10 protein-coding genes are annotated in these 12,744 nt (G+C 68.9%); 6 read left to right on the top strand and 4 right to left on the bottom strand.

Annotated elements, in window-relative coordinates:
* Nucleotides 1–70: 70 nt before the first annotated feature.
* The 4 genes from BLS66_RS11175 to folE form a co-directional block, all read right to left on the bottom strand.
* Nucleotides 71–3,451, bottom strand: a complete 3,381-nt coding sequence (locus tag BLS66_RS11175) for an ATP-binding protein (RefSeq protein WP_074725877.1) — start codon at nucleotides 3,449–3,451, stop codon at nucleotides 71–73.
* 16 nt (nucleotides 3,452–3,467) lie between these two features.
* Entirely contained in the window at nucleotides 3,468–4,169 is a 702-nt protein-coding gene (locus BLS66_RS11170) for a DUF4194 domain-containing protein (RefSeq protein WP_057495293.1), read from the bottom strand.
* Nucleotides 4,156–5,625 (bottom strand): DUF3375 domain-containing protein, encoded by a 1,470-nt coding sequence (locus BLS66_RS11165; protein WP_049466319.1) that lies wholly within the window; start codon nucleotides 5,623–5,625, stop codon nucleotides 4,156–4,158. Before BLS66_RS11165 ends, BLS66_RS11170 begins: the two co-directional genes overlap by 14 nt.
* A gap of 112 nt (nucleotides 5,626–5,737) precedes the next feature.
* Nucleotides 5,738–6,349, bottom strand: a complete 612-nt coding sequence (gene folE / locus BLS66_RS11160) for a GTP cyclohydrolase I FolE (RefSeq protein ID WP_004141296.1) — start codon at nucleotides 6,347–6,349, stop codon at nucleotides 5,738–5,740.
* Between the two features lie 657 nt (nucleotides 6,350–7,006).
* Here folE and BLS66_RS11155 point away from each other — a divergent pair.
* The 6 genes from BLS66_RS11155 to BLS66_RS11130 all read left to right on the top strand — a co-directional run bounded on the left by BLS66_RS11155 (nucleotide 7,007) and on the right by BLS66_RS11130 (nucleotide 12,686).
* Nucleotides 7,007–7,462: a MarR family winged helix-turn-helix transcriptional regulator gene (locus BLS66_RS11155; RefSeq protein WP_005421298.1), complete on the top strand. Its 456-nt coding sequence runs from the start codon at nucleotides 7,007–7,009 to the stop codon at nucleotides 7,460–7,462.
* 107 nt (nucleotides 7,463–7,569) lie between these two features.
* On the top strand, nucleotides 7,570–7,779 hold the full coding sequence (locus BLS66_RS11150; protein WP_010487502.1) for a DUF1656 domain-containing protein: 210 nt from the start codon (nucleotides 7,570–7,572) through the stop codon (nucleotides 7,777–7,779).
* On the top strand, nucleotides 7,776–8,693 hold the full coding sequence (locus BLS66_RS11145) for an efflux RND transporter periplasmic adaptor subunit (RefSeq protein WP_074725876.1): 918 nt from the start codon (nucleotides 7,776–7,778) through the stop codon (nucleotides 8,691–8,693). The genes BLS66_RS11150 and BLS66_RS11145 overlap by 4 nt, the downstream gene beginning before the upstream one ends.
* Nucleotides 8,690–10,150: an efflux transporter outer membrane subunit gene (locus BLS66_RS11140; RefSeq protein WP_074725875.1), complete on the top strand. Its 1,461-nt coding sequence runs from the start codon at nucleotides 8,690–8,692 to the stop codon at nucleotides 10,148–10,150. The genes BLS66_RS11145 and BLS66_RS11140 overlap by 4 nt, the downstream gene beginning before the upstream one ends.
* A 3-nt stretch (nucleotides 10,151–10,153) precedes the next feature.
* A complete protein-coding gene (locus BLS66_RS11135; protein ID WP_074725874.1) occupies nucleotides 10,154–12,193 on the top strand; it encodes an FUSC family protein in 2,040 nt (679 codons plus the stop codon).
* Between the two features lie 94 nt (nucleotides 12,194–12,287).
* Nucleotides 12,288–12,686 carry a hypothetical protein gene (locus BLS66_RS11130; RefSeq protein ID WP_074725873.1) on the top strand — a complete coding sequence of 133 codons (399 nt, stop codon included), beginning with the start codon at nucleotides 12,288–12,290 and terminating at the stop codon, nucleotides 12,684–12,686.
* The last annotated feature ends 58 nt before the right edge of the window (nucleotides 12,687–12,744 follow it).

Genomic DNA, 12,744 nt, shown 5'->3' with positions numbered 1-12,744 from the left:
GATCGGGTCATGAACCCCGCCCATGGGTGGTGCCGGCCGCTGGCCGGCATTCCCCCTTCGATCGGCCGGGTCAGGCCTCGGCTTCTTCCGGTTCGTTGGCCTGCTGGCGGCTGCGTTCGGGCAGCTTCAGGCGCTTGCCTTCTTCGTCGTACTCGATCAACAGCACGCCGGAGTCGTGGCGGCCGCTGATCTCGACAAAGCAGGCGCCGCCGATGAACGGTTCCAGCGTCATCACCGACTTCAGCGGGGTCGCGACCACCATCTGGAAGCCGAAGTTGTCGAAGATGTTCATCGCCAGTGCGGTGAACTCGTTGTCGGCCTTGTCGAAGGCTTCGTCGAGTACCACGGCGGCATAGCTGGGCAGCTGGCTGTCGGCACCGCCGAGCTGGTAGCGCAGCGCCGCGGCCAGGCAGGTGGTGGCCAGCTTCTGGCGCTGGCCACCGGACTTGCCCGCGCCGCTGCGGTAGATCTCGACCTGCTGGCGCGTTTCCGCATCCAGCTCGACGCCAATGAATTCCACGTGCATGCGCACGTCCAGCACCAGTTCGCGCCAGCGCTTGTCCTCGCCTTCCTGCGAGCCCAGGCGGTTGACCAGCTGGCGCAGCACGGTGAACTGCGATTCGGCCAGCTCGCGCTGCTCGGTCTGCTGCTGCGACAGCACCTCGCGCAGCTGCTGATGGAACTCGGCCACTTCCGGCAGGCGGCGGTCGCTCAGTTCGATGGTCAGCAGCGTGCCGCGGTTGAACGGTACCTGTTCCAGGCTGGCGTTCACTTCATCCAGGCGCTGGCCGATCGACTTGCGTGCCTCTGCGCTGTGGCGCTGCAGGGCCAGCAGGTTGTTCTTGCTCTGGTTCTGCAGCAGATCGAAGAAGCGCTCCTCGTGCTGCGGCAGGCCATCGCGCTCCAGCCGCTCGAGGCGGGCGAGGAAGTCGTCGGCCGAGGCCACCGATGCGGTGAAGTCGCCCGATTCCTCCGGCCACTGCTGGATGAAGCGGCGGAAGCAGCCGATCAGCTGGTTCTCGATGCGGTTGAGGTCCTGCTGCGAGGACGACAGCTGCTCGTTCAGCGCGTTGCTGACCTGGCGCATGTGCGCTTCGAGCGTTTCCAGGCTGAGCGGGCCCTGCTCCTGCAGGCGCTCGGCGAGGCCGGCCTCCTGCTCCTGGGCCAGGGTCGGCAGCACCAGCGCACGGCTCTGCTGGCGTGCGCGGTCGAGGCGATCGCGCTCCCTGACCAGCTGGCCACGCTCGACGCGGACGTCTTCGTACGTGCGGCGGGCCTGCTCGATGTCGGCGCGCACGGCGTCGATCTGCTTGGCCAGCCTGGCAAGATCGGCGTTGCCTTCGCGCAGGTCGCGCAGGGTGGCCTCGATATCGGTCAGGCGCTGTTGCGGCGCGGCGACATCGATCTCGTTCCAGCTGATGCTGACCAGCTCGTGGCAGGCCAAGCGGCGTTCGTTGTCGCGGTCACGCTGGCCGCGCAGGCGCGCGATATCGGTCTCGCAGCTGGCGATACGCTTGGCCAGTTCCTGGGCTTCGCGCTCGAAGGCGCCGACCTTGTCGTGGTTGTTGAAGCCGAGGATCCAGCGCCGGCGGTCGCCCACCGCGCTGCGGTCGTCCTTTTCGAAGCGGTCACCCGGATGCTTGACCTGGCCTTCGCGGGTAATGCCGCGGTCGACGTTGCGCAGCTGCTTGGCATCCACGCACTCGTAGTCAAACCGCTTGCCCAGCTCGCGGCGCAGCCAGCTTTCGAACACGTGCTCGCGCAGCTCCAGCTTGTGCAGCAGCGACTTCGCCGACGGCTCGCGCGCGAACGCTTCATCGTTGCGGCGGACACGGTAGTACGTGAAGCGCATGCCGAGGTGGGTCCGGTTCACCCACTCGGCAACCTCGTTGTAGTGCTTGTCATCGACCAGCAACGACAGCGCGAAGCCTCCCAGCACGCGCTCGATCGCACCCTGCCAGCCCTGCTCTTCCGAGCGGACCTGGATCAGCTCGCCGACGAACGGCAGCGCCGCCTCGGCGATGCCGGTTTCCTCGGCCAGGCGCGCGCGCAGCTTCTGCATCGGTGCCGGGATGTTGGAGGGCGTGCGCTGCATCGCTTCGAGTTCCGCACGGACTTCGCCGAAACGGCGCTCGTCATCGCGCTTGCCGCCGAGGCGCTCGCTGATCGCATCGTCCAGCGCCGAAGAGGCACGCTGGCGGTCCTGCAGTTCGTTCTGCGCACGCTCGACAAGCTCGGCGAAGCCGTGTGCGTCGTCCGGCAGTTCAGCCCCCAGCTGCTGCGCGGCCAGGCTTGCCTGTTCGCGCTTGGCCTGGCGGCGATCGCGCTCCGCTTCCGCACGGCCCTGCTCGCGTTCCAGTTCCTCGATGCGTTCGCCGCCCTGCTGGCGGCGCTGCAGTTCAAGTTCGGCCAGCCGTTCGGTGTGGTTGTCGAGCGCCGCGCGGCGCTGGGCTTCTTCGCCAAGCAGGCCGCGATCACGTACATCCATCTCGCGCAGGCGCGCTTCGATCAGCGCCTGGCGGCGGCTTTCGCGGAAGCTGTCGACACCCAGCTTCAGCGCTTCGTCGTCACCGCGACGGCGGTGCATTTCCTTCAGGTCGTTGTAGTAGGCACGCGCCGGCAGCAGGGTTTCCACCTGGCGGCGGGCGGTGACCACCGCCTGGTGCGCGCCATCGAGCTCGGCGAAGTCGCTGACCAGGCGCTCGGCGGCGTCGAAGGTCTTCGGCGTGTCGAGCATGAAGTCGCGCAGGAAGACGTTCAGGTCGCCCAGGTTCTTCGCCGACTGCGTCTTGTGCAGCAGGCGCAGCGCCATCTCGTTGTCGATGCCGAGCAGGTCGCGGAAGCGCTCGGCGTAACCGGAGAAGGTGTCGAAGTGGTGCAGGTCGGGCAGCTTCTGCTTGAGCTTGCGCAGGTCCAGGTCGAAGCCACCGAGATCCTTGGCGATGTCGAACGGACGTTCGGCGATCATGTAGTGCTTGCGCACATCGCCGGCCGAGGTGCCGTTGCCGGAGATCCACAGCAGGCGCACCAGGCTGACCACGCGGCCATCGCCGGCGCGGTATTCCAGCACCAGTGCGGTCCAGGTGGCACCCTTGCGCAGGTACTGGGTGGCGATCTCGCCGGTGCCGCTGTCCTGCTGGTCGGCCCAGGCGCCACGCACGTAGGACACCAGGTTGCGGTCGCGGCCACTGCGCTCGGCTTCACGCGCAGCGGCGTTGAAGTCGACGATGGCCGGCGGCGTCAGCAGCGCGGACATGGCATCGAGCAGGGTCGACTTGCCCGAGCCGGAGCGGCCGACGAACAGGAAGCCGCGCTCGGCGATCGGCACTTCGGTCAGGCCGTTGAAGGTGCCCCAGTTGTGCACCTGCAGGCGGCGCATGCGGAACTGCTGCAGGCGCGGGTCCGGCAGGCCTTCGTTGAACAGGGCGGGAGTGTGCTTGGAGATAGCCATGCGATGGTCGGGTCTCTCAGGCCTCGGCGGCCGGGGTTTCGCGCAGCTGGCGGTAGACCGCCGAAAGCTGGGACACGTCTTCGGCGGAGAACAGCAGCTTCAGCGCCGGCGAGACTTCGTGGCGGTCGTCCTGGCCGCTGAGGCGGGTCAGGATGTGGTTGTCCTTCATCTTCTGCACCGCCGATGCAACGCGGCGGTTGAAACCGGCGCGGTCGGTGGACAGGTTCTTCTCGTAGATGGCCAGCGCTTCGGCCATCTCGGCGTCGGCCACCACCGCGCGGTTGCCGCGCGCATCGGCCTCGGCCAGCTGCTGGCGCAGGTACAGCAGCAGCACCGAGTCGATGAAGGTCAGCGGCGAGGTGCGCAGCAGCACCGGCGCATCAACGTCTTCGGTATCGGCCTGGCGGGTGAACGCCACGCCGCTGTCGCGGTCGAGCACCAGTTCCAGGAACAGGTCCGCCAGCGATGAGCGGATGGCCGCTTCGCTGCGGATCAGCGCGGGCCACAGCTTGGGGTGGCGCAGCTGGTCGATGCTGGGGCCGATCAGCAGCTGGCACAGCGCGCGGCGCGCATCCAGCGGCAGGCGCCCGGTGTCGCCCAGGTAGTACACGTCGTTGCCACGGCGGGGCTGCGCCACGGTCGCCACCGGTTCGGCGTCGTAGGCGTCTTCCGCCCCCTCGGCCTGCGGTGCTTCGATGGGATCTTCATGCCAGCTCATGGCGTCTCTCCTGGGTGAACCAAACCAGCGGGATGCGGGCGCGACGGATCTGGCCGTCGCCGCCTCGCCATTGCGCAAGCTCCTGCTCGCCGGCAACCACGTTGCCAAAACGCGTGCCCAGCGACAGGTAGCCGATGACGCTGCCGAGGCCCTGCGGCGCTTCGCGCTGCGACAGGGCCTGGGCGATGCTGAGCCGCGGCTGTGCGTCGAGCAGGTCGTGCAGGTCGCGGCGCAGGGTACGGAAGTCGATTTCGGACGAAGCGACCAGATCGCCGACGCTTTCCAGGCTGATCGCAGCGGCATCGTTGTACTCGACGTTGCCATCGACCTGGGCGCTGCGCGGATCGTGCAGCTTCCATTGCGACCACGAGCGCAGGCGGCTGGTGGTCAGCTGCAGGTCACGGCCGATGCCGCGTTGTGCGGGGAACTCGTCACGCAGTGCCAGCGCCTCGGACTGCGCCTGCTTCAGCAGCTGGTTGAGGCGGCGCTGTTCCAGATAGCCACGGCTCTGCACGAAACCGCGCAGGCTGCGCGCGAAGTTCTGCAGCACATCGTGTACCTGGCCGCCACGCTCAAGCATGGTGCTGGTGAAGCCGCGCAGGAAGTTGCGTTCGTTGCGGTCCAGGCGGCGGGCGAAGCCACGCGCCAGCACTGCTTCCAGGGCGGCATCGAGCTGGGCGCTCTGCTCGGCATCGTTGAGCAGGCGCCAGAAGGCCTGGAAACTGCGCCCGGCATCGCTTTCGCCGATCACATCCACGCCTTCGAACAGCTGTGACAGCACGTCGCCGCGCTCGCCTTCGTCGTCGATGATGCGTTCGCGGAACTCGCGGTTGAGCTGCTCGAAGTCGTCGCGCACGCGACGGAAATCCTCGGTCAGCTCGTCGGCCAGGCCGATGATCTGGCGCGCACGTTCCAGCGCGCGCTTGCCGTCCAGCGCGGTGACGCGGCCGGCGCCGACGCGGGCGATCTCGGCATCGATGCGGTCGCGCTCGTCGCGCAGCGCCGACAGGCGGGCGTCGGGGTCGGACTCGGTCTGCGCGGCCAGCTGCGAGAGCTGCTCGATGACCAGTGCCAGGCGGCTCTCGGTGGCGGCCACGCGGGCCTGCTCGAGGCCGTCGGCGAAGCGGATCGCCTGCAGCGCTGCGGTCGACAGCTCGTACTGTTCCTGGTCGGCGCCTTCGGGCAGGCGGCGCTCCAGCCAGCCCTGCGCCAGCCAGTGCGCGATGTAGGCCTGCGCGGTACGTGGCAGCTCGCGCGACAGTTCATCGCCATTGAGCTGGTCCAGCGCCCGTTGCAGGCGCTCGTTGAGCACCGAGGAGGGCAGCGTGCGCTCGCCATCCATCAACAGGCCCTGCAGCAGGCCGATGATTTCCGGAGCGTGGTCGGCGGCAAGCAGCTTCCACTGAGGCTGTTCGCGCAGATGGCGGTAACGGGAGATGCGTTCGCGATGCTTCATGCAGCGAAAAGGGTCATGAGGGCTGGCGGGGACGAACAGCCACCCGCGGCGGCCGCGCGGACAGCCGTGGGCATGCCGGCCACACGGGGCCGGCGGGGTGCAGGCAAGCGGCTCAGCGCTTGCCGCCCACTTCGATGAAACGCAGGAACTCGGCGCGGGTACGCGCGTCGTCGCGGAAGCTGCCCAGCATCTTGGAGGTGACCATGCTGACGCCACGCTTGTGGATGCCGCGGGTGGTCATGCATTCGTGGGCGCCTTCGACGACCACGCCGACACCGATCGGCTGCAGCACATCCTGGATGCACTGGGCGATCTGCGCGGTCATCTTCTCCTGCACCTGGAAACGGCGGGCGTAGGCTTCGACGACGCGGGCCAGCTTGCTGATGCCCACCACCTTGCCGGCCGGCAGGTAACCGACGTGCACGCGGCCGATGATCGGCGCCATGTGGTGTTCGCAGTGGCTTTCGTACTCGATGTCGCGCAGGACGATCAGTTCGTCATAGCCAGCCACTTCCTCGAAGGTCCGCTCCATGTAGGCGCGCGGGTCATCGCGATAACCGCTGAACCAGTCGCCATAGGCCTCGGCGACACGGCGGGGGGTATCCAGCAGGCCTTCGCGGGACGGGTCCTCACCGGCCCAGCGCAGCAGGGTGCGCACGGCATCCTCGGCCTGGTCCTGGGTCACGTCGCCCTGCGGGGCGGCCTTCTCGTTGTTCTTGCTCATTGCGTACAGCGTCCCGAACGGGGGGCGAGCATCGTACCCGACCGGGGGGTGGGTCGTCCTGTGGGGACGGTTCATCGGGGGGCGTTGTTGGCGCGTCGTTGCTATCGGTTTGGAGTGGGAGAGGGGGGTGCGCAGGACACGCCGTAAACCCCCCTCCGGGGTCCGGCCCAGCCGCTGGCGGCTGTGCGTTCGGGCGCTTGCGAGGCATGCCTCGCAAGCAAAGCGCCCTCACCCTTGGGGGCTCGATGGCGCCATCCATGGCGCCAACGGTCCTGCGCAGCCCCCTCTCCCACTCTCTGGCGGTGTCCCGCGGGCGCGGCCTGCCCCCCGAAAGCGGGGTCAAAAGCGGGGTTCATGGCTTCGGAAGCGGCGCGCCGCTGCTTTGGCCACTCCCCTGGTGGGTGCGGACCGTTGGTCCGCACTGCTTCTGCTCTTGCTTCTAAGAGCCAACCCACTGCGCTCGCGGGGGATGGGAAGGCAGCGGGGGCCGGGCGGGGCAGGACCCCGGAGGGGGGGTTCACGGCGTGTCCTGCACCCTCCGGCGCCCGCTGCCCCACCGACACCAGGCGGGCGCAACGCTTTCCTCACTACTACACCCCACCCATTCAGAAAAACCTATTGATAGGAATGAAATTAGTAGTATCCTATCTATCTCTTATGGACCGACCCCTCGACGAGCGCACCGTGCTGCAGATGCAGCTCAGCTCCGGCCTGCTTTATGCAGGGCGGCAGTGGCAGCGCTTGGCCGACAGCCGGCTCGGCAGCTACGGCATCTCCACCGCCTGCACCATGCCCCTGCTGATGATCGGCCGCTCCGGCGGTGGCATCCGTCAGGTGGCGCTGGCCCAGCAGCTGGGCATGGAAGGGCCTTCGCTGGTACGCCTGCTGGACAAGCTGTGCGCCAGCGGCCTGGTCCGTCGCGAGAGCGACGCCAGCGACCGCCGCGCCAACCTGTTGTGGCTGACCGACGAGGGCCATGCGCTGGTCAGCGAATTGGAAGACCAGTTGATCGGCCTGCGCCAGGACGTGTTCGGCGAACTTTCCATGGATGAACTGCACGCCGTGCTGAAGGCATGGCGCCTGCTGGCCGAGGCCGCCGACCGCATCACGTAAGACCGCTGCTGCCGGACGCTGCCGCTGCCGTGCACACGCCAGCGGCGTTTGCCCGTTGTCGTTGTTCTGTTGTCCCTCCCCCTCCCTCCTCGCCCCCGCCCCTACCGATGCCCGGTGAATTCAGTCTCCACGGAGTGTTCGTCCCGACCCTGCTCGGGTTGATGCTGTTGGCCTATCTGGTCAACAGCGGCCTGCACGCGCTGCTGCAGCGTGCCGGCGCCTACCGCCATGTCTGGCACCCGGCGCTGTTCAACCTGGCGCTGTACGGGATCGTGCTTGGCCTGCTGTTCCACCTCCTGCGTTGGATGCAATCGTGAACAAGATCGTGAAGAAGACCCTGCCGGTGCTGCTCACCAGCGCAGCCGTGATCGTCGCCCTGCTGGTGCTGCGCCAGCTGTGGGTCTATTACATGGATGAGCCGTGGACCCGCGACGCCCATGTCGGCGCCGACGTGGTGCAGGTGGCGCCGGATGTCTCCGGGCTGGTTGAAACGGTGCAGGTGGCCGACAACCAGGCGGTGAACAAGGGCGACCTGCTGTTCGTGATCGACCGCGCGCGCTATCGCATCGCGCTGGAACAGGCCAAGGCCAGCCTGGCCGAGCGCCAGGCCTCGGTGGCCCAGCTGCGCCGCGAGATCGGCCGTGACCGCAGCCTGCAGGACCTGGTTGCCGCCGAGGACGCCGAAGTGCGCCGCGCCAAGCTACAGGCCGCACAGGCCGCGCTGGCCACGGCACAGGCCGCCGTGGACCTGGCCGAGCTCAACCTGGGCCGCACCGAGGTGCGCGCGCCGGCCGACGGCCGGGTCAACGACCGCACGATGCGCGTGGGCGACTACGTGGTGGCCGGCAAGCCGGTGCTGGCGCTGCTGGACACCGGTTCGTTCCGCATCGATGGCTACTTCGAGGAAACCCGGCTGCGCGGCGTGGCGCCGGGGCAGCGCGTGGACATCCGCCTGATGGGCGAGTCGACCCCGCTGCGTGGCCATGTGGAGAGCATTGCTGCCGGCATCGAGGATCGCTACCGCAGCAATGGCAGCTCCCTGCTGCCGAACGTGACCCCGGCCTTCGACTGGGTGCGCCTGGCCCAGCGCATTCCGGTGCGCATCGCCATCGACGAGGTGCCCAAGGGCGTGGAACTGATTGCCGGCCGCACCGCGACGGTGACCGTGGACACCGGCCGTCACCCGCACAACGACAAGGCCGGCACCGCGCCGGCACAGGCGGGCCTGTGAACGCCGCCCTGCCCCGTCTCGGCCTGATCGTCGCGCTGGCCAGCCTGGCCGCGTGCAAGACCGTTGGCCCCGACTATGCACTGCCGGAAGGCTCGGCCTTCAAGCGCCCGGAGGCCAATGCGGCGTTCATCGATACCCAGAACCCGCAGATTGCCGCCAACCAGGCGCTGCCCGACCGCTGGTGGTCGCTGTACAACGACCCGGTGCTGGATGGCCTGATCACCCAGGCGCTGCGAGACAACGTCGAACTGAAGGCCGCCGATGCGCACCTGCGCCGTGCGGCGGCGGTATACGAACAGGCGCTGGACGCCGGTGGCTTCGAGTACGAAGCCGAGGCCGGGGTCAGCCGCGCGCAGCTGTCGGCCGAATCGTTCCTGCAGGAGCACGAACTGCCGGTGATCAACCTGGCCGATGGCAAGTTCGCGGTCAGCTACCAGTTCGACCTGTTCGGCAAGCTCAAGCGCGGCGCCGAGGCGGCGCGTGCCGACGAGCAGTCCGTTGCTGCGGCGCGCGACCTGGCCCAGGTCAGCGTGGTCGCGCAGGTCGCCGACAGCTACCTGGAAATCTGCCACGCCAACCACGAACTGCACGTGGCCGAGCATTCGCTGCAGCTGCAGCAGCGCAGCCGCAGCGTCACCGAGCGCCTGATCGCGGCCGGCCGCGGCACGCCGCCGGAGCTGGCCCGCGCCAATGCGCAGGTGGCACTGCTGGAAGCCGCGCTGCCGCCGCTGCGCGCGCAGCGTTCGGCGGCCGCCTATTCGCTGGCCGCGCTGCTTGGGAAAACCCCGGGCCAGCTGCCAGCCGGCGTGATCGACTGTGCGCACGCACCCGGCCTGGCGCAGCCGCTGCCGGTCGGTGACGGCCGGGCACTGCTGCAACGCCGCCCGGACGTGCGCCAGGCCGAGCGCAAGCTGGCCTCGGCCACCGCACGGATCGGCGTCGCCACCGCTGAGCTGTATCCGGACATCCGCCTGGGCGCCTCGCTCGGTGCCGCCGGCCTGCTGGAAGACTTCGGCACGCCGATGACCCAGCAGTGGTCGATCGGTCCACTGATCTCGTGGACGTTGCCGTCGTCCGGTACCCACGCGCGCATCCACGCCGCCGAAGCCGGTGCCGACGCGGCACTGGCCGAGTTCGACCACACCGTGCTGCAGGCGCTGCGTGAGACCCAGACCGCGCTGGACCGCTACGCCCAGGACCTCCGTCGGCTGCAGTCGCTGCGCACCGCGCAGGAACAGGCCGCCTTGGCCGCCGAGCAGAACCGCCGGCTGTACCAGGGGGGCCGCACGCCGTACCTGTCCAGCCTGGATGCCGACCGCAGCCTGGCCAGCAGCGATGCCACCCTGGCCGCTGCCGAAGCACAGGTCTCGCGCGACCAGATCCACCTGTTCCTGGTGCTGGGCGGTGGCTGGCAGGCCAGCGCCGCCGCGCCCGATGCCGCAACCGCAGCGAAGTAGGCCATGAACGCGCTGACCGACCGCCAGGCGTGGCTGTTCTCGATCAAGACCTACCTGGCCGCGGTGGCCGCGCTGTACATCGCCATGGCCGGCAACCTGTCGCGCCCGTACTGGGCGATGGGCACCGTGTACATCGTCAGCCAGCCGCTGCTGGGGCCGACCCGCGCCAAGGGCGTGTACCGCATCGTCGGCACGCTGGTGGCCGGCCTGGCCACCCTGCTGGTGCTGCCGGCGCTGGTGGAAACGCCGCTGGTACTGAGCGCGGCGATGTCGATCTGGCTGGCCGGGTGCCTGTTCATGGCCCTGCTCAACCGCGGCCCGCGCGGTTACGCGTTCCTGCTGGCCGGCTACACCACCGCCTTCATCGGCTTCCCGGCAGTGACCTCGCCGGAGACCATCTTCGACACCGTGGTGGCGCGCAGCGAGGAGATCATCCTCGGCACCGTGGTGGCGGTGCTGTTTGCTTCGCTGCTGTTCCCGGCCTCGGTACGCCCGATGCTGCGCGCCCGCATCGGCAACTGGATGGAGGACGCCGCGCAGTGGTGCCGGCAGATCCTCGAGCGCGGCCGCGCGCATGCGCCGCGCAACCGGCTGGCCGCGGACCTGGTGCAGTTCGAGGCGCTGATCGAATTCCTGCGCCGCGATGATCCACGCCATGCCGGTTCGGCAGTGTCGATGGAGCGCCTGCGCGAGCGCATGCTGCTGCTGTTGCCGGTGCTGTCCTCGATTGCCGATCGCCTGAGCGCGCTGCGCAGCGATGGCCAGGCCCTGCCGGACGGGCTGCCGGCGCTGGTCGACGACATCCGCGATTGGCTGGATGGCCCGACCAACGCCAGTGAGTACGCGCGGCTGCGCGCGCGCATCAGCGCGCTGAAGCCGCAGGTGGACCGCGACCTGCAGCACCTGCAGCTGGCCAGCCTGCTGCTGCGCCTGGAGGAGCTGGTGGACCTGTGGCAGGACTGCCGCACCCTGCAGCACGCGATCGACCAGGGCACGGCGCCGCTGGACCGCGCGCACTACCGCATCCGCACCGAACGGGTGGCCGCCGACAGGCACATCGACTACGGCATGGCGCTGTTCTCCGCGCTCAGTGCCGGCGTGGCGCTGATGAGCTACTGCGTGCTGTGGATCGCGCTCGGTTGGGAGGGCGGTGGCAACGGCGCGATGATGGCGGCGGTGACCGCCGCATTCTTCGCCGCACAGGACGATCCGGCCCCCAGCATGGTGCAGTTCCTGGTGTGGGCGATGGTCGCCTCGGTGGTGGCCGGCGTGTACCTGTTCGGCGTGTTCCCGGCCGTGCACGACTTCGGCCTGCTGGCGCTGGTGCTGGCGGTGGCGTTCCTGCCGTTGGGGCTGCTGTTGCATCACCCCAAGAGCGCGCTGTTCGCGCTGCCGCTGACGGTCAACCTGGCCGCACTGCTGAGCCTGCAGAACACCTACAGCGCCAACATCCAGACCTTCCTCAATTCGTCGATCGCGATGTTCATCGGCATCGGCTTTGCGGTGGTGATGACCCGCCTGTTCCGCTCGGTGGGTGCCGAGTGGACCGCGCGCCGCCTGGTGCGGCAGGGCTGGACCACGCTGGCCGAGGCCGCCGAAGGGCGTGGCCAGCAGGACCGGCAGCGCTTCGCCGCGCGCATGCTCGACCTGCTGGGCCTGCTCGCGCCGCGCCTGGCGGCGACGCCGGAGGGCAGCGACATCGCCTCGGTGGACATGCTCAACGAAGCACGCATCGGCCTGAACATCCTGCAGCTGCGCCGCGCCCGGCTGGAACTGCCCGAGCGCAGCCGTGAGGCGGTCGAGCACATTCTGGAAGAGGTGGCCGTGCACTACCGCCGGCAGATCGCCGCGCGCAGGCCGATGGTGGCAGCCGACGCATTGCGCGAGCGGCTGGATACCTCGCTGGCACGGGTCGGCAGCGTGGCCGCCTGCAAGGCGCGCGACGAGGCGCTGATGGGCCTGATCGGCCTGCGCTTCGCGCTGTTCCCGGAGGCGAAGGCGTTGGCGCCGGGCTTGGCCATGAGTGCGGCCGAACAGCCCTAGCGCGATACCCTGTGCGTCCACAGCCCCCGTTGCCGGGGTCGGATCCTTCGCCGCAGGCGAAGGCGCTGACCCCTGCTCTGCACAGGAAGCTCCCATGAGTTACGACATGATGGTGTTCGAGGCCAGCGCCGCGCCACGCGAGGCGGCAGCCTTCATTGCCTGGTTCGAGAAGCAGACGCAGTGGAACGAGCGCCACGAGTATGACGACCCGGCGGTCAGCAGCCCGGCGCTGCAGGCGTGGTTCGCGGAGATGGCGCAGGACTTCCCGCCGCTGGACGGACCACTCAGCAACGACGATGACGATCGTGACGAAGTGACGGAGTACAGCATCGGCCGCCAGGTGATCTACGGCGCGTTCGCCTACTCGGTGGCTGAGCGCGCGCACGGCCGCGTGCAGGACCTGGCCGAGAAGCACGGCGTGGGCTTCTTCGACGTGAGTGCGGATGAAGCGGCGATCGTGTTCCCGGATGGGTTGGTGTTGATCGCTGAATGACGCCGGGTCGGATCCCTCCTGAAGGGAGGGCTCCGACCCGGAGCATGCGTGCCTCGGG

It is taken from the genome of Stenotrophomonas pavanii (assembly GCF_900101175.1).
Lineage (GTDB): Bacteria > Pseudomonadota > Gammaproteobacteria > Xanthomonadales > Xanthomonadaceae > Stenotrophomonas > Stenotrophomonas pavanii.
This window is presented reverse-complemented; position numbering and strand designations above follow the sequence as displayed.

Bases quoted from the DNA above. Each gene is read 5' to 3' on its own strand.
- BLS66_RS11175 (WP_074725877.1), bottom strand. From the start codon at position 3,451: ATGGCTATCTCCAAGCACACTCCCGCCCTGTTCAACGAAGGCCTGCCG.
- BLS66_RS11170 (WP_057495293.1), bottom strand. From the start codon at position 4,169: ATGAGCTGGCATGAAGATCCCATCGAAGCACCGCAGGCCGAGGGGGCG.
- BLS66_RS11165 (WP_049466319.1), bottom strand. From the start codon at position 5,625: ATGAAGCATCGCGAACGCATCTCCCGTTACCGCCATCTGCGCGAACAG.
- folE (WP_004141296.1), bottom strand. From the start codon at position 6,349: ATGAGCAAGAACAACGAGAAGGCCGCCCCGCAGGGCGACGTGACCCAG.
- BLS66_RS11155 (WP_005421298.1), top strand. From the start codon at position 7,007: ATGGACCGACCCCTCGACGAGCGCACCGTGCTGCAGATGCAGCTCAGC.
- BLS66_RS11150 (WP_010487502.1), top strand. From the start codon at position 7,570: ATGCCCGGTGAATTCAGTCTCCACGGAGTGTTCGTCCCGACCCTGCTC.
- BLS66_RS11135 (WP_074725874.1), top strand. From the start codon at position 10,154: ATGAACGCGCTGACCGACCGCCAGGCGTGGCTGTTCTCGATCAAGACC.
- BLS66_RS11130 (WP_074725873.1), top strand. From the start codon at position 12,288: ATGAGTTACGACATGATGGTGTTCGAGGCCAGCGCCGCGCCACGCGAG.